Source organism: Comamonas halotolerans (assembly GCF_030162935.1).
Taxonomy (GTDB): domain Bacteria; phylum Pseudomonadota; class Gammaproteobacteria; order Burkholderiales; family Burkholderiaceae_C; genus Comamonas; species Comamonas halotolerans.
Genome location: NZ_JASAUZ010000001.1, coordinates 525,910 through 550,984, shown reverse-complemented (window position 1 = coordinate 550,984; position 25,075 = coordinate 525,910). Strand labels below are relative to the sequence as shown.

The following is a 25,075-nucleotide window of genomic DNA, read 5'->3' as shown; positions in this document are numbered from 1 at the left end:
CAACTTCTCACACTGTGCTCAGGATTTGCCTTCCGCTCCCTCGATCAAGAACTGAACTTTGCGCTCACCTCGAAATTCATTGATGTCCAGACGAAACGCCATGTGCACCCAGTCGGGCAAGGGCTCGGTGCGACCAAACCATATGCCATCCACCACATCGCCACGGTGGCGTACCTGCAGTTTCAAATGCTTTTCTGCCACGAGGCGTTGGGAAAGAATTTCCACGTCCTCGCTGAAAGTGGGGTAGGCAAAGCCTTGGCCCCACACTTCAAGGTTGAGTTGTTCCACCATTGCGGCATGGCGGAAGCTTGGGTCGAGTGGGCCATCCGTTTCCACGCAACGGGTGAGTGTTTTGGCATCCAGCCATTCTTGGGCGACCTGGGCGAAAGCGCGTTCAAATTCGTGAAAGCGCGTTTCATCAATCGTGCAGCCTGCGGCCATGGCGTGTCCACCAAAGCGCAGCAGCACGCCAGGGTGGCGCTTTGCCACCAGATCCAGCGCATCACGCAAGTGAAATCCGGGGATGGAGCGGCCAGAGCCCTTGAGTTCGTGTGCCTTGCCCTCAGCCTGGCTGGCAGCGAAAACAAAGGTAGGCCGGTGCAAGCGGTCTTTGACGCGTGAGGCAACAATGCCCACTACACCTTCATGAAAGTCCGGGTCAAACACGCTGATGGCCGCAGGTGGCGTTGTGCCGTCCTCAAACAGCTCATCGGCCAGAGCAAAGGCCTGCATGCGCATGCCGCTTTCCATTTCCTGGCGTTCTCGGTTGATGCTGTTGAGCGTACGGGCCAGTTCCAGCGCCTGAGCATCGTTGTCGGTGAGCAGGCACTCAATGCCAATCGTCATATCAGCCAGACGGCCTGCGGCATTGATGCGTGGACCCAGGGCAAAGCCAAAGTCAGATGTAGAGGCCTGCTGGTAGGAGCGGCCAGAAGCTTCATACAGGCCCCGAATGCCTGCTTGCATATGGCCTTTGCGAATGCGCTGCAGGCCTTGCGCCACGAGGCGGCGATTGTTGGCATCCAGTTTGACCACATCGGCGACGGTGCCCAACGCTACAAGCGGCAGCAAAGTATCCAGCTTGGGCTGGTTCTGCGCGTTGAACACACCGCGTGCTCGCAGTTCGGCTCGCAGCATCAGCAGCACATAGAACATCACGCCGCAGCCAGCCATGGCTTTGCTCTCGAAGGTACAGCCTGGCTGATTGGGGTTGACCATGGCGTGTGGTGTGGGCAGGACTTCGCCTGGCAAGTGGTGGTCGGTTACCACCACCGTGAGGCCCAGTTTCATAGCTTCAGCCACACCGTCCACACTGCCAATGCCATTGTCTACAGTCAGCAACAGCTCATGACCAGCAGCATGCACGCGGCGAGCAATGGGCGCGGACAGGCCATAACCATCGGTGATGCGATCAGGCACCTCGTAGGTGACATGGTGCGCGCCCAGCATGCGCAGCCCGCGCACTCCGACTGCGCAGGCGGTGGCTCCGTCGCAGTCGTAGTCGGCCACGATGCAAATGCGTTTTTGCGCTGCGATGGCATCGGCCAGCACGCAGGCTGCTTCCTGGATACCTTTAAGACCAGAAGGGGGCAGCAGCTTGCCCAGGCCGGTATCCAGCTCATCACAGGATTGCACGCCGCGTGCCACATACAGGCGGGCCAACAAAGGGGAGATGCCTGATTGCACCAGGTTTTGTACGGTGCTCTCCGGTATCACTCTCTCGATAATCTTCATAGCGCTTGGTGCAATCCAGCAAAGCGCTGGGGGCTGAAATAGTTCTTGATTTTGTCGGCAAAACCGCGACGTTTGGTGGTGAAGCTGCGGACATGGTTTTCACCACAGAAGGTTACTGTGGCTGTACCGCCCAGTTGCACGTGCGCCAGTACCTGACCAATCGGGCCGGCGTCGGCGGCCATCCAGGCCGCTTTCCATGCAGGCCAATCCTGGCGTAAGGCCGCTTGACGCAGGCTGTCCACGATTTTTACGGGGGCCACTTTTTGCAGTGTACGTGCTGCCTGCCAGGCATCGACACTTAGCTGACCTGCGCCATGCAGCCAAAACGCATTGATGGGAGGCTGGCCGCGTTCGCTGCGCTGGGCATTGAATGCATGGTTGTAGAGCAGCATCTGCACTTCGCTGTGCAGACGTTGCAGTTTGCGTGCCGCTGCAACCTGGGGCAACCAGGGGGTCACATCACGCAGCAGTACGCGGTCCAGCGAGGCGGTGTCCAGTCCTTGCAGCGGCTCACCGTGGATGCACCAGCGTCCAGGCGCCACAATTTCCAGCCGCAGACCATCTTCTGCAAACCAGGGCTGAAGCACGTCGTGCAGGGCCTGTGCCTGTTCCATGTCCAGTGGTAGCGTGGCGGGGTCATCCATGCGTACCTGATCAGCACCGGCAGTCCAGTGGCACAGTGTCATCCATGCACAGGCTTGTGCTGGCGCCTCCGTCTGCGCCAAGGCTGCCCAAGCGGGGGCTCGGGGATTCAGCCCCCATAAATGGGCCACAGCACGTTCGTGCGGAGGAATGGGGTCACTCGAGGTTCCTTCATCCACATGGCTGGAGGTGAGCAAAGGAAACAATTGTTCCAGCTGCGGCAATGCCAGGTTCTTGAGCACATGCTGGCAGCTGTCATCCTGCAAAGCCGCATACGGCAAGATGAGGTGCTGGTGGTGGGCTTTGCCATTGGCTACGGCAAATGGCAGAGGTAAAACGGGCAGGGCAGAGGACGGCATAGACCTGTATTGTCCCTAAACCGCTACATCTCGTCAGCCTTGTATGACAAGCCTGCCCTGCTGCCAATGCCACAATGGCGCTTACGTATGAAAATTCCCTACGAACTAGTTTTGGGCTGGCGCTACACGCGCGCTGGCCGCGCCACACGACGCAATGGTTTTATTTCCTTCATCTCCGGGGTCTCCATGCTCTGCATGTCTCTGGGGGTTGCCGCTTTGATCATCGTGATCAGCGTGATGAATGGATTCCAGAAAGAAGTGCGTGATCGCATGCTCAGTGTGGTGTCGCACATTGAGATTTTCGCGCCCAATGGCCAGGCCATGATGGATGTGAACACCACCATGATGCAGGCCAAGCAACACCCTGACGTGGTGGGTGCAGCGCCTTTTGTGGCTGCTCAAGGGCTGATTGCACGCGGCGAAGATATGAAAGGCGCACTGGTGCGCGGCATTGATCCGGCGCGTGAAGGCGAGGTGACCGATCTGGCGGCCACCAATGCCGAAGTGCTCAAGCAACTGGTGCCCGGCAGCTTCAACATTGTGTTGGGCAAGGAACTGGCGCGACAGATGGGGGTGGTTGAAGGTGACACGGTGACGCTGATCGCGCCCAGTGGGCAGGTGACGCCCGCCGGTGTGGTGCCACGCCTCAAGCAGATGACAGTGGCAGGCACTTTTGACTCTGGGCACTACGAGTACGACTCTTCCATGGCCATGCTGCACTACGAAGATGCACAGCGCATCTTCCGCCTAGAAGGTCCCACAGGTATACGCCTGAAGCTCAAAGACCTGCATGAAGCGCCACGTGTGACGCAGGAGCTGACGGGCATGATCACGGAGTTTTTGTATCTGCGTGACTGGACGCAGCAAAACAAGACATGGTTTGCTGCCGTGCAGGTGGAAAAACGCATGATGTTCATCATCTTGACCTTGATCGTGGCGGTGGCTGCGTTCAATCTGGTGTCGATGCTGGTGATGACGGTGACAGACAAGCGTGCTGATATTGCCATTTTGCGCACGCTGGGCGCTTCGCCAGCCTCCATCATGGGCATCTTCATGGTGCAAGGTGCGATGGTCGGGGTGATCGGGACGGTGGCCGGCGTGGCACTAGGCCTCTTGGTGGCGCTGAATATCGATGTCATCGTGCCTGCTATTGAGCAGATGCTGGGGGCCAGTTTCTTGCCCAAAGATATTTATCTGATCAGCAAAATGCCGAGTGAGCCGCAAAGCAGCGATATCGTGCCCATTGCCATCATCTCCTTGGTGATGGCGTTTTTGGCAACCCTTTACCCCAGCTGGCGTGCCAGCCGTGTCAATCCTGCGGAGGCGTTGCGCTATGAGTGATCAAGTAGTTCTGGAAGCGCGCCATCTCTCCAAGCGCTTCGAAGATGGGCACCTGAATGTGCACGTGCTCCAGGACGTGGACTTGAAGGTCCATGCCGGAGAAACGCTGGCCATTGTGGGAGCCTCTGGCTCCGGTAAAAGCACGCTGCTGCATTTGCTGGGTGGCCTGGACGGGCCCACGCAAGGCAGTGTGCACTTGATGGGGGCGCCCATTCACACGCTCAGTCCCAAGAATCAGGGCGTGTTGCGTAACCTGCACCTGGGTTTTATCTACCAGTTTCACCATTTGTTGCCGGAGTTCAGTGCCCAAGACAATGTGGCCATGCCGCTGCGTATCCGTCGAGAAAGCAAGGAGCAGGCGAGTGAACAAGCAGCGCGCATACTGGCCGCAGTGGGCTTGAGCGCACGCATGGCGCACCGCCCGGCGGAGTTGTCCGGGGGCGAGCGACAGCGGGTGGCAATTGCGCGGGCGCTGGTCACACAGCCGGCCTGCGTGCTGGCTGATGAGCCGACCGGAAACCTGGATCGCAGCACCGCAGATGGTGTGTTTGCGTTGATGCTGGAGCTGGCGCGCACACAGGGTACGGCTTTTGTCATGGTCACGCACGACGAAAGCCTGGCCGCCAAATGTGACCGCGTGGTGCGTCTGGTCAAAGGGCGCTTGTCAGAGTAAGCAGGCGATCGTGGACTGGTGTTGGCGCACTGTCAGCCGCGTTGCCAAGCCAGCAAGCTAAGGGGTCTGAACATGACTGTCTGGATTGACACCCACTGCCACCTGGATGCTGCAGAGTTCAGTGCAGATCGCGCGCAAGTGCGAGCCGATGCGCGTGCGGCGGGTGTGGACCATATCGTCATTCCGGCTGTGCAGCGCACACACTGGCGCGAAGTCATTGCGCTGGCACATCGTCACAAAGACAGCTACGCGCTGGGCATCCACCCCTTGTACACACCGCATGCGCAAGAGGCAGATATCACGGCATTGCGGGAGTTGCTGGCCGAGGTCAAGGATGACCCCCATCTGGTGGCGGTGGGGGAGATCGGGCTGGACTTTTTTGTGCCGGGGCTGGATGCAGACAAGCAGATCTGGTTTTACGAGCAGCAAATTCAGGTGGCCCAGGAGTTTCAGCTGCCTGTGATTTTGCATGTGCGCAAAAGCAGTGATCGTTTGCTGAAAACCTTGCGGGCCGCACCGGTGGTAGGCGGTATTGCCCACGCTTTCAACGGCAGCTTGCAGCAGGCCAAAACCTTTATCGACCTGGGTTTCAAACTCGGTTTTGGTGGCGCTGTGACTTACGAGCGTGCGCGAAAACTGCGAGAGATGGCCGCCACGCTGCCGTTGGAAAGCATGGTCATGGAGACTGACGCTCCAGACATTCAGCCACACTGGATTTACACCACTGCGCAGGAGCGTGCAGCAGGGAAGCAGCAGGGGCGAAACAGCCCGGCGCAGCTGCCGCGTATTGCACAGGAAGTAGCGGCGCTGCGAGGCATTAGCGCCGATGCGCTGGCCGACGCGACTGGGCGCAACGCTCGTGCTGCCTTGCGCGGTTTGCCCGCACTGGCGAAGCATTAAGACTGGGTGGGTTGCTGCCTGGCGCAGTGCGTCGAGCTGGACTGATGAAAACTCCACCCAGGGCAAGCGGCATGGATTTGACCGCACAATGCCCAGTCATGACTGAGGCATTTGCAGAAAAGATGATGCGGTTGCAAGGACTGCCTCCGGTGGCCGACGCACGCACACGTTTGGTGATTTTGGGCAGCTTCCCCGGTGTGGCTTCGCTGCAGGCGCAGCAGTATTACGCACATCCGCAAAACAAGCTGTGGCCTATTTTGGCGGCCCTGTGGCCAGAACATGCGCAGCCTGATCGAAGTGATTATGCGGCGCGCTGCGAGTGGTTGCTGGAACGTGGCCTGGGTTTGTGGGATGTCTATGACAGCTGTGAGCGCCAGGGCAGCCTGGATAGTGCGATTCGAACGCCGCAGGTGAATGACTTTCCGTCCTTGCAACGGCGTTGTCCGCAACTGCATGCTGTGGCCCATAACGGCGGGGAAAGCTTCAAGCACGCGGCCAAACTGCAGGGCTTGGGGCTGAAGGTCTACAAACTGCCATCGACCAGCCCGGCCAATGCAGCCATGAGTTTCGAGCGCAAGCTCCAGGCATGGCGAGAAGTAATGCAGGCGGCAGGCCTGTAACGTAAAGAAAGAGGGAGTTGTGGCAGCACGCAAGAAAATTTCAAGCAAGCAACTGGAAGAGGAAATGCCTCAGGTGAGCGTGTCGGACGACGGTGTCTCGCGCTATTTGCACCTGGGTACGCCGTGGGTGCAGGGTTCCATGAAGCTCAAGGCTCCCTTCGAGATTGATCTCGAATATGTGCAGCGCATGATGGCCTGGCTGCTGTTTGTGGAACCAGAAAGCCTGACAAAGCGCAAAGCGGTACAGCTGGGTCTGGGCGCTGCGGCACTGACCAAGTTTCACTACAAAAAACTCAAGATGCACACCACGGCGATTGAGATCAACCCATTGGTGGTCAACATCTGCCGCAGCTGGTTCAAACTACCACCGGATAACGAAATGCTGGAGGTGGTGCTGGGCGACGCTTCCATGGAAATCTTGAAGCCACGCTGGCAGGGTGCGGTGGACGCCTTGCAGGTGGATTTGTATGACCACAATGCTGCAGCCCCGGTGCTTGACAGCGTGGAGTTCTATGCAGACTGCCGAAACATGCTGACGCCTGAAGGTTGCATGACGGTGAATCTGTTTGGTCGTGCTTCCAGCTATCAGCGAAGTCTCGACAAGATCAGCGAGGCCTTTGGTGCTGAGAACGTTTGGGCGTTCAAGCCTACGCGGGAAGGCAATACCATTGTGTTGGCACAGCGTGTGGCGACACCACTTTCCCGGGATGAACTGAAGTTGCGGTCGGAAGCTGTGCAGGCGCGCTGGGATTTGCCAGCAACCAAATGGCTCAAGGTTTTCAAGCGCGTGGCTGATTCGGCGCAGAAGTAGGAGCAGGAGAAGCTCGTAAAGTAGAGGGAGCTTTTTTTCTTGCTGCCATGACTGATTTCATCAAACCCTCCTCCTCTCGATCCCTGCGCGCCGTAGACGGACCCCACAGTGGATGTGCGCTGGAGTGGCGCCTGGTGCTGCAATGGTTGCGTGAAGATGGCGTGATCGATGCCGCCGAGGCGGAACGGGTGTCAGCGCGTTGTGCCACTGCGGAAAGCAGCCAGCACCCATTGCTGCGGCTGGCTAGCGTGGGGGTCGTGCGAGCAAGAGATGGCGCGCCATTGGACATAGAGGCGCTGACAGAGTTTGTGGCTGCCAGCACCGGCATGGATTACCAGCGCATTGATCCGCTCAAGGTGGATGTGGGTCGTGTAGGCGAAGCCATGAGTGCGCCTTATGCGCAGCGACACAAGGTGCTCCCTTTGCAGGTCGGTACCACGGAAATCGTGGTGGCAACTTCGGAGCCATTTGTCGTGCACTGGGTGGCTGAGGTTGAGCGTCAGACCCGCAAATCCGTACGCCGCGTGATGGCTAATCCAGCGGAAATTCTGCGCTGCACCGCAGAGTTCTACGCCTTGGCGAACTCGGTACGTTCTGCACAGAAAAACGGTGGGGCATCTTCGGCGGCCAGTTTCGAACAACTCGTGGAGTTGGGGCGTACCAACAAGCAGCTTGATGCCAATGACACCGGCGTTATACGCGTGGTCGATTGGCTGTGGCAATACGCTTTTGACCAGCGGGCCAGCGATATCCACCTGGAGCCACGCCGTGAGCAAGGCGTGATCCGGTTTCGCATAGACGGCGTATTGCATGCGGTGTATCGCATGCCCATGGGGGTGCTCAATGCCATGATTGCGCGTATCAAGCTGCTGGGGCGCATGGATGTGGTGGAAAAGCGCCGCCCACTGGACGGACGTATCAAGACCCGCAATCCGCGTGGTGAAGAAATTGAAATGCGTCTTTCTACCTTGCCTACGGCGTTTGGCGAGAAGATGGTGATGCGTATCTTTGATCCTGATAACACCATCAAGCAGCTCGATCAGCTAGGTTTCATGGCCCACGATGCCCAGCGCTGGGAAGCTTTGGTGCAACGCCCGCACGGCATCATTTTGGTTACCGGCCCCACAGGCTCGGGCAAGACCACCACGCTGTACTCCACGCTCAAGCGTGTGGCCACTGAAGAAGTCAACGTCAGCACGGTGGAAGACCCCATCGAGATGATTGAGCCGGCATTCAATCAAACCCAGGTGCAACCGCTGCTGGACTTCGGCTTTACCGAGGGCTTGCGGGCATTGATGCGTCAGGACCCGGACATCATCATGGTGGGTGAAATCCGGGATACCGCCACAGCGGAGATGGCAGTGCAAGCGGCGCTGACCGGGCACCTGGTGTTTTCAACCTTGCATACCAATGATGCGCCCAGCGCAGTGAGCCGTTTGATGGAACTGGGCGTGCCTCCATATCTGCTCAACGCAACTTTGTTGGGTATCTTGGCGCAGCGTCTGGTTCGCGTGCTGTGCCCACTGTGCAAACAGCCAGATGAGCAGACAACTGCACAGGCGCTTGCCGAGGTGATGCGTCCTTGGAAGTTCAACGGCAATTACAAACCCTATCAAGCCGTAGGCTGTGAAGCATGCCGTATGACTGGATTCAAGGGGCGTATGGGTTTGTATGAGCTGCTGATCAGCAGCGATGCCTTGCAGCAGCATATCAACGCAAGCCCTTCCATGGATGTATTACGTCGCCAAGCTGTACAGGACGGCATGCGGCCATTGCGTGTTTCCGGCGCTTTGCGTGTGGCTGAAGGGGTGACTACTTTGGCTGAAGTCATGGCTGCCACACCACCACTGCGCTGAATATCGCGTTGTTGGTGTTGTTGGTGTTGTTGGTGTTGGTGGTGTTGGTGGTGTTGGTGGTGTTGGTGGTGTTGGTGGTGTTGGTGGTGTTGGTGGTGTTGGTGGTGTTGGTGGTGTTGGTGGTGCGCCGATATTCAACATCTTGCTGCAGCCAGTGCGCTTGCTTACACAGATGATTGCCTAGGGTTAACACTTGGATATCGGCTGTTTCGGAGGGGACTAGCGGTTTATCCGTAGGTGGTACCCACATAAATTCACCTTAAGTTTGCTTACAGAATTCGAACCGTCGTAAATCCTCTCATGGGAGACGTTTCGTGAAAATCAAGAGTCAAAAAGACTTTTTTGCCGGTTTGATGTATTTGGTGGTCGGTGGCGCTTTTGCCATTGGCGCAACTGAATACAGCATCGGCACAGGTGCTCGCATGGGCCCTGGCTACTTTCCAATGATTTTGGGTGTGCTCCTGGCTTTGATCGGCTCGGTGATTGCTTTCAAAGCCACTCTGAATGGTCCCAGCGATGGTGATCCAGTAGGCAAGTGGGCCTGGCGCCAAGTTTTCTTCATCTTGGCTGCCAACTTTGCTTTCGGCATTTTGCTGGTGGGTGTGCCTGCTTTGGGAATCCCAGGCTTTGGCTTGATCGTTGCAATCTACGCACTGGTGCTGATTGCCAGCTATGCCCGCAAAGAAGCCAACATCAAAGAAACATTGATCCTGGCGACTGTGCTGGCCATTGGTAGCTATGCGGTGTTCGTTTGGGCGCTGAGCTTGCAGTTCCCTGTGTGGCCTTCCTTCATCGTCGGTTAAACGCCTGCAGGAGATCTGAATCGTGGAATTGATTGAACACTTGTCGATGGGTTTTGGCGTTGCCTTTACAGCGCAAAACCTGATTTACTGCTTGATCGGCTGTATCTTGGGTACGCTGATCGGTATCTTGCCGGGTCTGGGTCCTGTCGCGACGATCGCGATGTTGCTGCCCGCCACTTATTCGCTGCCACCTGTGGCTGCGCTGATCATGCTGGCCGGTATCTACTACGGTGCCCAGTACGGCGGCTCCACCACTGCCATTTTGGTGAACTTGCCAGGTGAGTCTTCGTCGGTGGTGACGATGATTGACGGCTACCAGATGGCCCGCAAGGGTCGTGCAGGCCCCGCCTTGGCGGCTGCGGGTATTGGCTCCTTCTTCGCTGGCTGTGTGGGTACCATCATCTTGGCTGCCTTTGCGCCTCCGTTGACCGAAGTGGCCTTTATGTTCGGTCCTGCAGAGTACTTCTCGCTGATGGTTCTGGGCCTGATCGGTGCTGTGGTGCTGGCTTCGGGTTCGTTGCTGAAGGCGATTGGCATGATTGTGCTGGGTCTGCTGTTCGGCATGATCGGCACCGACGTGAACTCTGGTGTGGCACGCTATAGCTTTGACATTCCTGAAATGACCGATGGTATCGACTTCGTCGTGATCGCCATGGGTGTGTTCGGTTATGGTGAAATCATTGCCAATCTGTCCAAGCCTGAAGACGAGCGTGAAATCTTCACTGCCAAGGTCAAGGGTCTGATGCCTACAGGTCAGGATTTGAAGCGCATGTTCCCCGCCATGGTGCGTGGTACGGCGTTGGGTTCTGCGCTGGGTATCTTGCCCGGTGGTGGTGCCATGCTGTCGGCTTTTGCGGCTTACACCATCGAAAAGAAAACCAAGCTGCAGCCTGGTGAAGTGCCCTTTGGTCAAGGCAATATCCGCGGCGTGACAGCGCCTGAGTCGGCCAACAACGCAGGCTCTCAGACATCGTTCATTCCGCTGCTGACACTGGGCATTCCTCCGAACGCTGTGATGGCTCTGATGGTGGGCGCGATGACCATCCACAACATTCAGCCAGGTCCTCAAGTGATGACCAGCAATCCCGAGCTGTTCTGGGGTTTGATCGCCTCGATGTGGATTGGTAATGCCATGCTGATCATTTTGAACCTGCCCATGATTGGGATGTGGATCAAGCTGCTGTCTGTGCCTTATCGCTGGTTGTTCCCTGCCATCGTGCTGTTCTGTGCAGTGGGCGTATATGGCACCAAGAACTCCGAGTTCGACGTGTGGCTGGTTGGTATCTTCGGTTTTGTGGGCTATGTGTTCTACAAGCTGGGTACAGAACCCGCTCCGCTGCTGCTGGGCTTCATTCTGGGCCCAATGATGGAAGAAAACCTGCGTCGTGCACTGCTGCTGTCGCGCGGTGACTGGTCGGTGTTTGTGACACGTCCTATCTCCGCAGTGATGCTGGCCTTGGCTGTGATCCTGTTGATCATCGTGTGCTTGCCTGCAGTGAAGAACAAACGCGAAGAAGCCTTTGTGGAAGAGTAAAAGCCTTCTGGCTAAACTGAATTGAAAGCGCCCTTCGGGGCGCTTTTTTTATGCTTTTCTGAAGGAGGACTACTGAGCGAACCCTTTTAGAGCCTGCGGGAGCGGGGGCTGTATCGGGATTGTCTGCTGTGTTTGGTGTGGTAGTGCGTGCACTTCAACCAGAATGGCTGTACGACGGTAGGCAGCAGGCGTGTGGATTGGCACGAAGGCTGCCTTCCATGGAATGTCTAGTGCGTGCTTTTGACGCTGTTGTGTAGTTTTGCGATACGGGGCTACTTTGTTTGTGCGGTCGCATGACTTGGGGAAAGCCCCACAATACGTGATTGTTTGCCTTTGTCTTGCGCTTTTTCTATGCCAGTCCTGCCTCAGCCTAACCAGCATCCTCTACGCGCCGTATTGCACAACGAGGTGCATGCTCGACCTGCGGAGCCCGTCAACGGACCGGCTGCGATCACGCATGTGGTGATGCTGACCGATCCGGCACAGCGCGAAGCCAGTCGTGCACATCTGGCGGCCTTGATGCACGATCATCACCGCACAGGGCCAGACGAAGATTGCACGCATCTGCGCATGGATTTCGGGGCTTTCCGCCTGCGTTGGGAGTTGCACACAGAGTTTGTCACCTGGACGTTCATGGTGCCTTTGGCTGTTGATGCTCCGCTGGATGTGCGTTCGCCCGTGACCGCCATCGAAGAAGTCCCACAGCAATGGCTGGAAGACTTGCCGGGCCAGTGTCTGAGCAGCGTGCATTTGTGGATTGTCAAAGATGCACAATGCGAAGGGCGTGGCATCAAGCACCTGGTTCAGCAAATGCTCAACGACGAGACTTTGGCTGGTTCGGCCGTGCATGTGGGGCATACCGAAGTTTGTACCGACTTCGCCATCCATGCTGACGGATATTCACGCATGCTGGTCAAGCCTTCTGACAATATCAGTGCGCGCCGGCTGGGTCGTTTGGTGCAGCGTGTGCTGGAGATAGAGACCTACCGAATGGCAGCACTGCTGGGTTTACCCGCTGCACGCAAAGCGGCGGTAGTGCTGGGGACTGCGGAAAAGGAACTGGCTGAGTTGGCGCAGGCCATCCGTGAAGCAGGGCGCGACGATGAGCCTGTGTTGCTGGATCGGCTGACGCGCTTGGCCGGACAGGTGGAGAGCGAATACGCAGCCACGCATTCCCGCTTTTCGGCCAGCAAGGCGTATTTTGAGCTGGTGGATAAACGCATCCATGATTTGCGCGAAGAGCGGCTGTCGGGGTTGCTGACCATGCAGGAGTTCATGGAGCGACGCTTGTCACCTGCACGCAGTACCTGCGAATGGGCAGTGCACCGGCAAAACGCTTTGTCGCAACGGGTCTCACGCGTCAGCAATTTGCTGCGCACCCGTGTCGAGATTGAACAGCAGCAAAGCAATCAGGAGATTCTGGCCACGATGAATGACCGGCAAGGCATGCAGTTGAAGCTGCAGTCCACAGTGGAAGGCTTGTCGGTGGCGGCCATCACCTACTACATCACCGGCTTGATTACTTACCTGACCAAGGGCGCACAGAAAATGGGCTGGCCTTTGTCACCTGAGATCACTGCGGCGATTGCCATCCCCTTGGTGGCATTCAGCGTGTGGTGGTCGCTGCGCCGTTTGCACCATCGTTTGTTTGGTAACAAGCATTGAATGTGCGAATGCTTTGGATATGGGGCCAGGTTGGAATTGAAAAGTGGCAGTAGTTAAGCATTTGTCCGTACGGCAGTCTCAGAAAGGAATTGCGCTGGGGTTGACGCTGGCCGTACTGGGCGCGATTGCATTCAGCGGCAAAGCCATCATTGTGAAGCTGGCTTACCGCTATGGTGTGGATGCGGTCACACTGCTGATGTACCGCATGCTGTTTGCATTACCCGTGTTCTTGTTGATGGCGTGGTGGGCAGGGCGCGGAAAAGCAGCGCTTGCCCGCAAGGATTGGCTGGGCGTCATGGGCCTTGGTTTTTCAGGTTACTACCTAGCCAGTTATCTCGACTTTGCCGGGCTGGCCTATATTTCGGCGGCTCTGGAGCGCCTGATCCTCTACCTCAACCCCACTTTGGTGGTGATCTTTGGGTGGATCGTCTACAAACGTGGCATTACCTGGGGGCAGTTTGTCGGCATGCTGCTGAGCTATTGTGGTGTGCTGCTGGTGTTTGGTCATGAGGCAGGTGCGCAGGGTGCTGGCGCTGTGTGGGGCGCTTTGCTGGTGCTGGCCAGCGCCATCAGCTATGCCATCTACATGGTATACAGCGGAGAAATGGTCAAGCGCCTGGGATCCTTGCGTCTGGTGGGCCTGGCATCCAGTGCAGCGTGCTTTTTTTGTATTGCGCAGTTTCTCATCACGCAGCCTTTGTCGGCCATGCAGGTGGCTCCGCAGGTGTTGTGGCTTTCAGTGCTCAACGCCACGGTATGCACGGTGGCTCCTGTGCTGATGGTCATGATGGCCATTGAGCGTATAGGCGCTGACATGACTGCGCAAACCGGCATGATTGGCCCCCTTTCCACCATTCTGATGGGCGTGTGGTTGCTTGATGAGCAGCTCAATGCTTATATGGTGGCCGGGACCAGTCTGGTGGTGCTGGGTATTTTTGTATTTACGCGCTGGGCGCGAAAGCCTCGCGCGGTGCAACCATAAAGAAGGAGACAAATATGGATTTGGGAATTGCAGGCAAGTGGGCTTTGGTGTGCGGTGCCAGCAAGGGCCTGGGCTTTGGCTGCGCCAAAGCGCTGGTGCAAGAGGGGGTGAACGTGGTGATCAACGCGCGCGGAGAGGTCGCACTGCAAGCAGCTGCCGTGCAGTTGCAGGCGCTTAATCCGCAGGTCAAGGTGTTGGCCGTTGCGAGCGACATCACCAGTTCGCAGGGGCGCGAAGCAGTGTTCAATGTGCCATCTGGCCCAGGTAAAAACTTTGACATTGTGGTCACCAATGCCGGCGGCCCTCCGACTGGAGATTTTCGTGAATGGGATCGTGAGGCCTGGATCAAGGCAGTGGATGGCAATATGCTCACTCCCATTGAACTGATGAAGGCCACGGTGGATGGCATGGCAGCGCGTGGTTTTGGCCGCATTGTCAACATCACGTCCAGCGCGGTGAAAGCTCCGATTGATATCCTGGGTTTGTCCAATGGCGCACGTAGCGGACTCACGGGGTTTGTGGCGGGGCTTGCGCGTTCGAGCATCGCAGCGCAAGGAGTCACCATCAACAACTTGTTGCCAGGCAAGTTCGATACTGACCGATTGGCCGCAACCCACCAGGCTGCGGCTGTCAAGAGTGGAAAAGACGTAGCGGATATCCGCCGCGTTCAAGCGGCCCAGATTCCTGCCAAACGCTTTGGCAATTCCGACGAGTTTGGCGCAATCTGTGCGTTTTTGTGCAGCCAGCAAGCAGGCTATATGACAGGGCAGAATATTTTGCCTGATGGCGGCTTGTTCGGAGGCACCTTCTGAGGTATGCAGCTATAAAAAAGGCAGCTTAAGCTGCCTTTTTCATGAAGGATCAGTGCCGATCAGCGGCGTGAAGATACCACGATACCTCCCACGATCAGTGCAAATGCCAGCGCATGGTAAAGCTGCGGAATCTGGCCCAGGAAAGGGATGGACAGCAGTGCTGTGAACAAGGGAATCAGGTTGCCAAAAAAGCCTGCGGTAGCCGGGCCTGCACGGCGAACGCCTTCTCCCCAGAAGCGGTAGGCAAGAATGGCAGGTCCCATCACGATGAACAGCATGGCTGCAGCCAGTGTCCAACTGGGCCGCAGGATGAAGTCTCCAGCAGCCACTTCACCACCGGCCAGGAGAGCAGACCACGCAATGCCAAACACCATCTGAGCCATGAGAAAAGCCGCCCAGTTACCCCGAATTTCGGACTGACTGGACATGGTTTGTGCACTGCGTGCTAGCAGCCAGCTGTAGAGTGACCAGACAATTGTGGCCAGCAAAATAAACCAGTCACCTGGGACCAACTGCAATCCCAAAAGTTGCTGTGCATTGCCGCGGCTCAGTACAACGGCCACGCCGAGTACTGACAGCACGGCGCCTAAGGCTTGTCGAGGGCTGATGGTATTGCCAAACCAGATACGGCCAATTACCAGCATCCAAATGGGCATGCTGGAGCCCACCAGTGTCACGTTCAGTGGTGACGAGGTTTTAAGGGCCAGATATAGCAGGGCGTTATAGCTGCCGATACCAAGAACGCCGAGTACGGCGTACTGCTTCCAGCATAGCCAAATGGCACTGTTTTTGCGTAGTACATACCCAGCCAGCGGTAGCAGTACTATGAATGCAATGCACCAGCGCACCAGGTTCAAGGTGAAGGGGGAAATGAGGTCGTGTACCAGTCGTCCAACGATGGCATTACCCGCCCAAAGCAGGGGTGCCAATGTCAGCATGGCAACCGTGCTGAATGTCAATGGGGAACTCATCCTCGGAATGGTAGCGCGCATGTGTCATTGTGGTGCGATACGAACATGGCACGATAGAAAGCTTGTCGTCGAATAACGCAACAAAGGAGACATACGAACATGAGTATCCGCACTAGCAAAGCTATTCAAATCACAAGCAATGGTGATGCAGATGTTTTGACTGTGGTGACGCGAGAAGTGGGGCAACCCGCCAGAGGCGAAATCTTGTTGCGCCACCATGCTGTGGGCTTGAACTTTATTGATATTTATCAGCGTTCTGGGCTGTATGCCTTACCGTTGCCCTTGCAGCTAGGTATGGAAGGTGCTGGGGTGGTTGAGGCCGTAGGTGACGGTGTTAGTCATCTCCAAATTGGTGATCGTGTGGCGTATGCATGCAACCCTCCCGGCAGTTATTGTGAGCGTCGGGTCATGCCTGCCACACACGTATGCAAGTTGCCAGACAGCATCGACTTCGATACCGCAGCAGGCATGATGCTCAAAGGCCTGACAGCGCAATACCTGCTCAAGCAATGCGTACCTGCAGAAGGTTTGCACGCGGGCGACCATGTGCTGTTCCATGCGGCTGCAGGTGGTGTGGGACTCATTGCATGCCAGTGGGCCAAAGCACTGGGCTTGAAGTTGATTGCCACGGCAGGCACGGACGAAAAATGCCAATTGGCGTTGGCCAATGGCGCTGCGCATGCTATCAATTACCGCACCGAAGACTTTGCCGCCAAGGTGCAGGAAATCACTGCTGGGCAAGGTGTGAAGGTGGTCTATGACAGCGTGGGTAAAGATACCTGGGAGGGATCGCTCACCTGCTTGCGCCGTTTTGGCTTGATGGTGTCTTTTGGCAACGCTTCAGGACCCGTGCCTCCCATCACACTTGCTGCCTTGGCCTCCAAGGGGCTATATCTGACACGTCCGAGTTTATTTGTCTATGCCCATAGTCGCTCGGCGACACAGGCTATGGCAGATGATTTGTTTGAAGTGGTGTCCAGCGGTAAGGTCGGTATCCATATTACCCAGCGTTTTGCATTGGAAGATGTACGTGCAGCGCACGAAGCTTTGGAAGCACGGCAAACCACGGGGTCGACGATTCTGACCGTGTAAGGCTTTTTAGGAGAGACGATGAATTGGCTGGAAAAACTACGCGATGACGCACAGCGCGCACCCATACAGCCCCGTATGCCACTGCTGTGGAACGGGCAGGTCATTGGCACAGTGGCGCAGGGATTTTTAGAAAGCGTGGACGTAGATTTTCTGCGTGGGCAGCGAATTACCTTTACGCACAAGAAGACGCCTGGGTTGGGTGAAGCCTGGAGCTTTGTGGCTCCTGATGCGACGTTTGGCCTCAATGCCTTGGCGCAGTTGCTGAAGGAAAAAGGGCGCAGCGGCCCTTGGCGTGATGAACAGATTGCAGTCTGTACCCCGCAAGGTCAGCGTGTGGCCACGGTGGAGCGTGGTGCGGTGCGTGTGCTGGGCGTGACCACGCATGCAGTGCACCTGATTGGCCTGTCTCCGGATGGCCGGATATGGGTGCAGCAGCGAAGCAAGAAAAAGCCGAATCATCCCAATAAATGGGACACATTGATGGGAGGGATGGTAGCTGCTACTGACACGCTGGAAAGTGCGCTGGCGCGCGAAACCCAGGAAGAAGCTGGGCTGGACGTACGCCAGCTACAGCAGTTGCAGCATGGTGGGCAGGTCAGCTTTGCCTGTCCAAGCGATGAGGTCAAAGGTGGTGTGGCCTATATGCGTGAGCGTATCGACTGGTTCAGTGCCACGGTGCCAGAAGGGGTGGAGCCCAATAACCGGGATGGTGAGGTGCAGCAGTTCCAGTGCATTGACCAGGTCACATTGCTGCAGTGGTTGGAGCAGGGCCAGTTCACCCCCGAAGCTTCCTTGGTGCTGGCCGATTACCTGGCACTCTAGAGCGTTTGAGGGCATGGAAAAAAAGCCGCTGATTCAGCGGCTTTTTTCATACGTGATGGAGCGCGTACTTAGCGGTGTTCCAGAGGTTCACGCAAACGGCTTGGAGCCAAAGCACCTGCCGACTCCAGGATCGGGTAAGCCACCGAGCACAGCAGAGAGTTGATGCGCTTGAGGTCGCTGATCAGGTCAATGTGCAACGAGCTGGTCTCGATGCTCTGGACGGTGTTGTCAGAGAGGCGATCCAGGTGGGTGGCAGCGTAAGCCAGCTCCAGATCACGAAAGCGTGCCTTCTCCTCCAGCAGCTTTTGTGCATCACGCACATTGCCGTTCAGGAACACACTCATGGCCAGACGCAGATTGGCAACCAAATGCGCGTGCATGCTGTTGATTTCTTCCAGGCCCGCTTCCGAGAACTGACGTCCCTTTTTGATCTTTTTATTCTCCACGTCCTCCAGCACGCGTTCAATCAGGTCGCCTACCTGCTCCATATTGATGGTGAAGCTGATGATGTCGGTCCAGCGGCGACCTTCGGCTTCGTCCAGCTCGGCACGTGAAATCTTGGTCATGTAGTACTTGATGGCCGAGTACAGATCGTCCACTTCATCATCGAGCTTGCGCAAATCTTCGGCCAGACGCTGGTCATCGGTTTGCCAGACGCGTTGCAGGCCGATCAGCATGGACTCCACCACATCAGCCTGATGCAGTGCTTCGCGTGCCGCGCAGGAGATAGCCAGGGAGGGGGTGCTCAGTGCCGATACATCCAGGTGGTGTGGGCGTGTGGTGGAGGGCGAGGCCACTTGTACAGGCAGAATTTTTTCTACCAATGCAGCAATTCTTCCGGTCAGCAAAATACATACGATGGCGACCACTGTGTTGAACGCCAGATGGAAAAGCACCACCAAGGACCCCACATCGCTGGTCAAAGCTCGCATGTGCTCATTCCAGGGATCGATCAATGGAATCATCAACACCACACCAACCATCTTGAACATCAGATTGCCCAGAGGCACTTGGCGTGTCTGTACGTTGGCCTTCAAGGTGGTGAGTACCGCCAGCAAGCCACTGCCCAGGTTGGCTCCGATGACCAGACCCAAGGCCACGTCCACGGGAATGCCTCCTGAGGCAGCCAATGTGGCCACCAGCAACACGGTGGCAAGGCTGGAGTAGGAAATGATGGAAATGATGGCGCCGGTCAGCACCTCCATGGTGATGTCGCTGGTCAAAGCCTCCAGGAGTGTCAGCATGATGGGGCTTTGCGTCAGCACGGTGGTGGACTCGGTGATCAAACGAAGTGCAAGCAGCATCAAGCCCAGACCGATGAAGACACGGCCCACACGGCCAACCGTGGTGTCCTGGCGGGAAATGAAGAGCACCACGCCGACAAAGATAAACAGTGGCGAGAGCCAAGAAAGGTCCAGCGAAAAGACGACCGCCATCACACTCGTGCCCACATCAGCACCCAGCATCACTGCCAGTGCGGCGGTCAGCGAGACCATGCCCTGACCCACGAAGGATGAAACAATCAGTGCTGTTGCTGTGCTGGACTGCACGATGGACGTAACACCAATGCCAGAGAGCACTGCTTTGAGCCGGTTGCTAACCCCATGCGAGATGAATTGACGCAGGTTGGCGCCGAATACGCGTAAAACGCCGGTTCGGACCAGTTGGGTGCCCCAGACCAAAAGGGCGATAGCGGCTAAAAGATTCAGTAAATGCTTCATGGATGCTCGACAAAGGAGCTAAGGAATATACGCTGCACTGCTGTTGCATGGCGTCAGCCACATTCAATAACGTACGACAGGGTGCGTTTAGTAGACAGCAGATGAGCACGGAGATAAAAAAAGCAGGCTTTGTGCCTGCTTTTTCCCTTTGTTTCCGAACGCGGCGAGTGTGCCTGAAGCTGAACATCGAAAAATCGACCGGGTCGCCGAGCTTGGTTGATGCGGCCAGCGCAGCAGCCGTATGCACAAGTTGTGTGCAGAAGCCGCCGGAAATTGCGGTGGCAGAAGCAAAAACAAAGAGTCAGCCGGCTTTTTTGCTGCGTCTGGCGCGCAATATTTCGTCCAGGATCAAGCTGGCTGCGCCCACGCAGATGGCAATGTCGGCAATGTTGAATGCCGGATAGTGCCAGCTGCCCCAGTAAAAATCCAGAAAATCCACCACATAGCCGTGCTGGAGGCGGTCAATCACATTGCCCAGAGCGCCACCCAGAATGCAAGAGATGGCAAAGCAAAAGAACTTCTGCTGCGGATGCTTGCGCAACTGCCACACGATCAGCACCGTAGCCACAATGCCGATGCCGACAAACAGCCAGCGTTGCCAGCCACCGTGGTTAGCCAGAAACGAGAAGGCTGCACCGGTATTGTGTGCGCGCACCAAGTTGAAGAAGTTGGTGACGGGCAGCCAGTCTCCATGCTCGAAGAAGCTCAAAATCCATTGTTTGGAGAGCTGATCGACCACGATCAGCACCAAAGCCCATGCCAGCCATGGCCAATAAGCGGGCTTGCGGGAGGTATCACTGGGATGAGGAACCGAAGAACTCATTGCTTGTGTGGCCGGTTAAGTGGAAAAAAATGAAGGCGTGACCGCCTTGCTTGGAGCCAATTGCCAGCATGGGCCAAAGCTCCAGCCTGGCAATTTCGGCGCTCCTTGAAAGAAGCGCCGAAAGATTGGCTGCGGTGTTTAAGCCTTGCTGCGTACTTCACCATCGCCGTGCAGGTTGCTATCGCAGCGACCACACAGTGTCGGATGCGCAGGATTGATGCCCACATCCTCACGGTAATGCCAGCAGCGCTCGCACTTGGCATGTTCGCTGGCTTTCACGGAAGTTGTCAGCGCATCGCCGGCTACCACCGTTGCCGAAGAGGTGATGAAGACAAACTTCAGGTCGTCCTTCAGGCTTTGCAGCAAGGCCAGGTCTTCAGGTTCGGCGGTGAGGGTGACCTCAGCTTGCAGGGATGAGCCTACTGCACCGGTGCCACGCACCACCTCGATGTCCTTGTTGACCACGTTGCGGATCTCGCACAGGCGCTTCCACTTGGTCAGCAGGGCTGGGCTGCCTTCGGGCAGATCGGAGAAGGTTTCGAGGAAGATGGAATCACTGTCACCAAAAATCTTCCAGGCTTCTTCAGCGGTGAAGGACAGGAATGGTGCCATCCAGCGTAGCAGCGCATGGGTGATCCGGTGCAGCGCAGTCTGTGCCGAGCGGCGAGCCTGGCTCTTGGGGGCGCTGGTGTACAGACGGTCTTTCAATACATCCAGATAGAAACCGCCCAGGTCTTCCGAGCAAAAGAGCTGGATCTTGGCGACCACGGGGTGGAATTCATAGACTTCGTAATGGCCCAGAATGTCCTTTTGCAGCTCGGCCGCACGCGCAAGCGCGTATTGGTCGATCTCCAGCAGCTCGTCATAAGCGACGGCATCGGTGGTTACGTCGAAGTCGCTGGTGTTGGCCAGCAGGAAACGCAGTGTGTTGCGGATACGGCGGTAGCTGTCCACCACGCGGGCCAGGATCTTGTCGTCAATGCCCAGATCGCCGGAGTAATCGGTCGAAGCCACCCACAGACGGATGATTTCAGCGCCCATCTTGTTGGACACGTCTTGAGGCGCCACGGTGTTGCCGACCGACTTGGACATCTTCTTGCCCTGTCCGTCCACGGTAAAACCGTGGGTCAGCAGGCCGCGGTACGGTGCACGGCCAAAGATGGCGCTGGCCAGCAGCAGCGAAGAGTGGAACCAGCCGCGGTGTTGGTCGTGACCTTCCAGATACAGATCAGCTTCAGGACCTTGATCGTGGTGGTGATCAGGATGGGTGCCTCGCAGCACGTGCCAGAAAGTGGAGCCCGAGTCGAACCATACTTCCAGAATGTCGGTGCTCTTGGTGTAGCTCTTGGCTTCCTCAGCCCCCAGGATTTCCTCGGCAGTCACCCGGCTCCAGGCCTCGATGCCGCCTTCTTCGATCATGGCGGCTGCCTGATCGATGATCTCCATGGTGCGAGGGTGCAAAGCACCCGTGTCCACATGCAGGAAGAAAGGAATCGGCACACCCCATGAACGCTGGCGAGAGATACACCAGTCTGGGCGACCGGCAATCATGGCGCGCAGGCGATCCTGACCATTTTCCGGGTAGAAGCTGGTTTGCTCGATGGCTTCCAGTGCAATCTGGCGCAGCGTCTTTTCAGGCTTTTGGGCGGGGTCTGTGAAAACGCCTTCGCCTTCGTCCATGCGGATAAACCACTGTGCGGCAGCGCGATAGATGACAGGCGTCTTGTGGCGCCAGCAATGGGGGTAGCTGTGTTCCATGCTGGTGGTGTCCATCAGGCGGTTCGCCACCTTCAAGGCATCCAGAATCACGGGCACAGCCTTCCAGATATGCTGGCCGCCAAACATGGGCAGATCGGCTGCATACACACCGTTGCCTTGCACAGGGTTCAGGATGTCCTTGTACTCCATGCCATTGCTGACGCAGGAGTTGAAGTCATCCACACCATAAGCTGGTGCAGAGTGCACGATACCGGTACCGTCTTCGGCAGTGGCGTATTCGGCCAGGTAGATGGGCGAAATACGGTCGAAACCCTTGTCCACATGGGCCAGAGGGTGCTTGAAAGGCATGTGGTCAAGCTTCTCGCCCTTGGCAGTGGCCACCACGGTACCTTCGATCTTCCAGCGTGCCAGGCACTTTTCAACCAGTGCAGAAGCCAGAACCAGCAAGCCACGCTCGGTATCGACCAGGCTGTAGTCCAGATCAGGGTTGACGTTCAGTGCCTGGTTGGCAGGGATGGTCCAAGCGGTGGTGGTCCAGATGACCACAAAGGCTTCCTTGTCCAGCCTGGGCAGGCCGAATGCTGCCGCCAGCTTCGCCGGATCGGCGGCGGGGAACATCACGTCGAGTGTCTGGCTCTTCTTGTCGGCGTATTCGATTTCGAACTCTGCCAGCGAGGAAGCGCAGTCAAAGCACCAGTACACAGGTTTCAAGCCACGGTACACAAAACCGCGCTCCATCACCTTCTTCAAGGCGCGCAGCTCGGCGGCCTCGTTGGCGTAGTTCATGGTCTTGTAGGGATGGTCCCAATCACCCAGCACACCCAGGCGCTTGAAGTCCACCATTTGCTGCGCAATTTGCTCGGTGGCAAAGGCGCGGCTCTTGGCCTGCATTTCGTCGCGGGGCAGGTTACGGCCATGCAGCTTTTCGATGGCATTCTCGATGGGCAGGCCGTGGCAGTCCCAGCCCGGTGCGTACAGCGCGTCATAGCCTTCGAGCTGGCGGCTCTTGACGATCATGTCCTTGAGCACTTTGTTCACGGCATGGCCGATGTGGATCTTGCCGTTGGCGTAGGGAGGGCCATCGTGCAAGATGAACTTGGGTGCACCCGCGCGCGCCACGCGCAGCTTTTTGTACACACCTTGCTCATCCCATTCCTTGGCCCAGGCGGGTTCACGCTTGGGCAGATCGCCGCGCATCGGGAAAGGGGTGTCAGGCATGTTCAGCGTCGCACGGTAGGCGGACGCTTCGGGTTTGTTCGATTTCTGTTCAGACATGAGGGAACCTTGAAGGCGTGCCAAGCTGATTGCAGCCTGGCGAATAAAGCAGGGGTGGAGCACCGAGCGCAATGTCGGCGCCCGAGCTGACGAAGGCGAGCGTCAAATTCGGTCGCGCGTGGTTTGGCGACGGGTTTCGGTATACGAAGCGAAGAACGCGCGCGCGTCATCGCAGTCTTTGGCGATACCCTGGGTCAAGGCAGCCAGACTGTCGTATTTCAGCTCGTCATGCAGTTTGTGCAAAAGTTCCACGCGGATGATTTTACCGTAGGCACCTTCGCCACCCAGGTGAGCCGGCCAATCCAGACAATGGGTCTCCAGCAAGACCCGCCCGCCATTGACATCATTGGGGTCCAGTGAGGGACGTACCCCCAGGTTGGCCACACCGCGCAGTGGTGTTGCATCCAAGCCATGCACCAGAACGGCAAAGATGCCACTGGCAGCGGGTTTCCAGTGGTTGAAGCGCAAATTCAGGGTGCGAAAGCCATCCAGGGCACCGGGAGTGGTCTCTGCCAACTGGCGACCCAGTTTGCGGCCATGCACCACGTGACCAGAGATGGTGTAGGGGTGGCCCAGCATCTGGGCAGCCAATTCCATATTGCCTTCTGCCAGGGCCGCACGCACGGTGGTGCTGGAGACACGCTCGCCATGCACCTCGTAGCTGTTCATGCGAGCCACGTCAAAGCCTAGCTTCTGACCAGCAGTGTCCAGCATGGCATAGTCGCCAGCGCGTTTGGCACCGAATTTAAAATCATCGCCCACAAGCACATATTTGGCACCCAGACCTTCGAGCAGCACCTCTTGGATGAATGTTTCTGGCGGTTGACTCGCCAGCTGTTCGTTAAAGGGAAGCACGACCACCTGATCCACGCCGCAGAGCTTGAGTTGCGAGAGCTTGTCGCGCAATGTGCCTACGCGGGCCGGGGCTAATTCGGGCTTTTTGAACTTCTCGGCAAAGTAGTCTCGTGGATGTGGTTCAAACGTCAGCACGCAGGTCGGGATGCTGCGCTGCGCTGCTTCAGCGGACAGTAGAGCCAGCATGGCTTGGTGTCCACGGTGTACGCCATCAAAGTTGCCAATCGTGACAGCGCATTTGGGAGCCAATCCCGGGTGCTTGAATCCGCGAAAAATCTTCATCTCTATTGCTTAAGTTTTTATAGCTTGCAAAACCTGCCCCATGACATCGTGGTGGCAGTTTGTCACCGAAAGCAAGTATATTGCGCTAAGACCACGTGCTTGGCTCGATGCACAGGGCAGGCCGTCGGGCGTCCACCTGTTGTGCAAGGAGGCTGAACGTGAGAGTTTTGAAGCTGTCCGCCCATGGCTTGCCCCAGTCATGGATCACGCTGGAAGAGGCGGTGTTGCACTATGCCGCTGATGATGTGCGCTGGACCATGGGGTCTTCTGTCGCCATCTTTCGCGGCGGACACAATGCAGTGACGGGTTTGCAGTCCTGCATTGAGGTGCACAGCATCATCGGCACCAGGGGCGTACCACGCGTCAATCCCCATGAACTCAAACCCTGTCTGACCAACTCCAAGCTTTTCGCCCGAGATCGCAATATGTGCGCCTATTGCGGAAAAACTTTTGATGTGGACTATCTGACGCGTGAACACATCGTGCCTGTGTGTCAGAGCGGACAAAACACTTGGATGAATCTGGTGACGGCTTGCAAGAGCTGCAACCATCGCAAAGGCCCACGCACACCGGAGCAAGCGCGTATGCCGCTGTTGTATGCGCCTTATGTGCCCAGCATCTGGGAAGACTTCATCTTGCGCAACCGTCGCATCCTGGCAGATCAGATGGAGTTTCTACGCATGCATGTGCCTAAGACTTCTCGGCTGGTGCTGGATAAAGACCATGCTCAAGAGTTTGAATATTTCAGCAATGCCTGAAATCTTGATTTAGAGCATGGTGAAA

General features: G+C 57.0%; 22 protein-coding genes. 14 read left to right on the top strand and 8 right to left on the bottom strand.

The window, feature by feature from the left end; translation table 11 throughout:
* Positions 1-18: 18 nt before the first annotated feature.
* Positions 19-1,734 (bottom strand): single-stranded-DNA-specific exonuclease RecJ, encoded by a 1,716-nt coding sequence (gene recJ / locus QEP11_RS02565; RefSeq protein ID WP_284335010.1) that lies wholly within the window; start codon positions 1,732-1,734, stop codon positions 19-21.
* Positions 1,731-2,735 carry a phosphoglycerate mutase gene (locus QEP11_RS02560; RefSeq protein ID WP_284335009.1) on the bottom strand — a complete coding sequence of 335 codons (1,005 nt, stop codon included), beginning with the start codon at positions 2,733-2,735 and terminating at the stop codon, positions 1,731-1,733. The genes recJ and QEP11_RS02560 overlap by 4 nt, the downstream gene beginning before the upstream one ends.
* Positions 2,736-2,822: 87 nt before the next feature.
* Here QEP11_RS02560 and QEP11_RS02555 point away from each other — a divergent pair, with 87 nt between their 5' ends.
* From QEP11_RS02555 to QEP11_RS02530, 6 genes are all read left to right on the top strand, one after another.
* On the top strand, positions 2,823-4,076 hold the full coding sequence (locus QEP11_RS02555; protein ID WP_284335008.1) for a lipoprotein-releasing ABC transporter permease subunit: 1,254 nt from the start codon (positions 2,823-2,825) through the stop codon (positions 4,074-4,076).
* Entirely contained in the window at positions 4,069-4,749 is a 681-nt protein-coding gene (gene lolD / locus QEP11_RS02550) for a lipoprotein-releasing ABC transporter ATP-binding protein LolD (protein WP_284335007.1), read from the top strand. Before QEP11_RS02555 ends, lolD begins: the two co-directional genes overlap by 8 nt.
* A 72-nt stretch (positions 4,750-4,821) precedes the next feature.
* A complete protein-coding gene (locus QEP11_RS02545; protein ID WP_284335006.1) occupies positions 4,822-5,649 on the top strand; it encodes a TatD family hydrolase in 828 nt (275 codons plus the stop codon).
* A 98-nt stretch (positions 5,650-5,747) separates the two neighbouring features.
* Positions 5,748-6,269 (top strand): DNA-deoxyinosine glycosylase, encoded by a 522-nt coding sequence (locus tag QEP11_RS02540; protein WP_284335005.1) that lies wholly within the window; start codon positions 5,748-5,750, stop codon positions 6,267-6,269.
* Between the two features lie 64 nt (positions 6,270-6,333).
* Entirely contained in the window at positions 6,334-7,080 is a 747-nt protein-coding gene (locus tag QEP11_RS02535) for a class I SAM-dependent methyltransferase (RefSeq protein ID WP_284335201.1), read from the top strand.
* A 47-nt stretch (positions 7,081-7,127) separates the two neighbouring features.
* The gene (locus QEP11_RS02530; RefSeq protein ID WP_284335004.1) at positions 7,128-8,936 is read left to right on the top strand and encodes a type IV pilus assembly ATPase TfpB; all 1,809 of its coding nucleotides are present in this window, start codon (positions 7,128-7,130) and stop codon (positions 8,934-8,936) included.
* Here QEP11_RS02530 and QEP11_RS02525 read toward each other — a convergent pair.
* Complete coding sequence (locus QEP11_RS02525) at positions 8,908-9,186, bottom strand: hypothetical protein (protein ID WP_284335003.1); 279 nt, start codon at positions 9,184-9,186, stop codon at positions 8,908-8,910. The genes QEP11_RS02530 and QEP11_RS02525 overlap by 29 nt on opposite strands.
* A gap of 64 nt (positions 9,187-9,250) precedes the next feature.
* Here QEP11_RS02525 and QEP11_RS02520 point away from each other — a divergent pair, with 64 nt between their 5' ends.
* The 5 genes from QEP11_RS02520 (at position 9,251) to QEP11_RS02500 (ending at position 14,732) form a co-directional block, all read left to right on the top strand.
* Entirely contained in the window at positions 9,251-9,739 is a 489-nt protein-coding gene (locus QEP11_RS02520; RefSeq protein ID WP_284335002.1) for a tripartite tricarboxylate transporter TctB family protein, read from the top strand.
* 22 nt (positions 9,740-9,761) lie between these two features.
* The gene (locus QEP11_RS02515) at positions 9,762-11,273 is read left to right on the top strand and encodes a tripartite tricarboxylate transporter permease (protein WP_284335001.1); all 1,512 of its coding nucleotides are present in this window, start codon (positions 9,762-9,764) and stop codon (positions 11,271-11,273) included.
* Between the two features lie 351 nt (positions 11,274-11,624).
* Positions 11,625-12,938 carry a DUF3422 family protein gene (locus QEP11_RS02510; RefSeq protein ID WP_284334999.1) on the top strand — a complete coding sequence of 438 codons (1,314 nt, stop codon included), beginning with the start codon at positions 11,625-11,627 and terminating at the stop codon, positions 12,936-12,938.
* Positions 12,939-12,981: 43 nt separating this feature from the next.
* On the top strand, positions 12,982-13,920 hold the full coding sequence (locus tag QEP11_RS02505; RefSeq protein WP_284334998.1) for a DMT family transporter: 939 nt from the start codon (positions 12,982-12,984) through the stop codon (positions 13,918-13,920).
* A 14-nt stretch (positions 13,921-13,934) separates the two neighbouring features.
* Positions 13,935-14,732: an SDR family oxidoreductase gene (locus QEP11_RS02500; RefSeq protein ID WP_284334996.1), complete on the top strand. Its 798-nt coding sequence runs from the start codon at positions 13,935-13,937 to the stop codon at positions 14,730-14,732.
* Positions 14,733-14,791: 59 nt separating this feature from the next.
* On the opposite strand, the gene QEP11_RS02495 is transcribed toward QEP11_RS02500, so the two are convergent.
* Positions 14,792-15,703 carry a DMT family transporter gene (locus tag QEP11_RS02495; RefSeq protein WP_284334995.1) on the bottom strand — a complete coding sequence of 304 codons (912 nt, stop codon included), beginning with the start codon at positions 15,701-15,703 and terminating at the stop codon, positions 14,792-14,794.
* A gap of 99 nt (positions 15,704-15,802) precedes the next feature.
* On the opposite strand from QEP11_RS02495, the gene QEP11_RS02490 reads away from it, so the two are divergent.
* Together QEP11_RS02490 and QEP11_RS02485 are read left to right on the top strand one after the other, a co-directional pair.
* Complete coding sequence (locus tag QEP11_RS02490; protein ID WP_284334994.1) at positions 15,803-16,795, top strand: quinone oxidoreductase family protein; 993 nt, start codon at positions 15,803-15,805, stop codon at positions 16,793-16,795.
* An 18-nt stretch (positions 16,796-16,813) separates the two neighbouring features.
* Positions 16,814-17,617 carry an NUDIX hydrolase gene (locus QEP11_RS02485; RefSeq protein WP_284334993.1) on the top strand — a complete coding sequence of 268 codons (804 nt, stop codon included), beginning with the start codon at positions 16,814-16,816 and terminating at the stop codon, positions 17,615-17,617.
* A 68-nt stretch (positions 17,618-17,685) separates the two neighbouring features.
* Here QEP11_RS02485 and QEP11_RS02480 read toward each other — a convergent pair whose 3' ends face one another.
* The 4 genes from QEP11_RS02480 to QEP11_RS02465 form a co-directional block, all read right to left on the bottom strand.
* Complete coding sequence (locus QEP11_RS02480; protein ID WP_284334992.1) at positions 17,686-19,338, bottom strand: Na/Pi cotransporter family protein; 1,653 nt, start codon at positions 19,336-19,338, stop codon at positions 17,686-17,688.
* 301 nt (positions 19,339-19,639) lie between these two features.
* The gene (gene lspA, locus QEP11_RS02475) at positions 19,640-20,161 is read right to left on the bottom strand and encodes a signal peptidase II (RefSeq protein WP_284334991.1); all 522 of its coding nucleotides are present in this window, start codon (positions 20,159-20,161) and stop codon (positions 19,640-19,642) included.
* Between the two features lie 138 nt (positions 20,162-20,299).
* On the bottom strand, positions 20,300-23,155 hold the full coding sequence (gene ileS, locus QEP11_RS02470) for an isoleucine--tRNA ligase (protein WP_284334990.1): 2,856 nt from the start codon (positions 23,153-23,155) through the stop codon (positions 20,300-20,302).
* A gap of 102 nt (positions 23,156-23,257) precedes the next feature.
* The gene (locus tag QEP11_RS02465) at positions 23,258-24,292 is read right to left on the bottom strand and encodes a bifunctional riboflavin kinase/FAD synthetase (protein WP_284334989.1); all 1,035 of its coding nucleotides are present in this window, start codon (positions 24,290-24,292) and stop codon (positions 23,258-23,260) included.
* Positions 24,293-24,450: 158 nt separating this feature from the next.
* Here QEP11_RS02465 and QEP11_RS02460 point away from each other — a divergent pair, with 158 nt between their 5' ends.
* Positions 24,451-25,050, top strand: a complete 600-nt coding sequence (locus tag QEP11_RS02460) for an HNH endonuclease (RefSeq protein WP_284334988.1) — start codon at positions 24,451-24,453, stop codon at positions 25,048-25,050.
* Positions 25,051-25,075 lie beyond the last annotated feature (25 nt).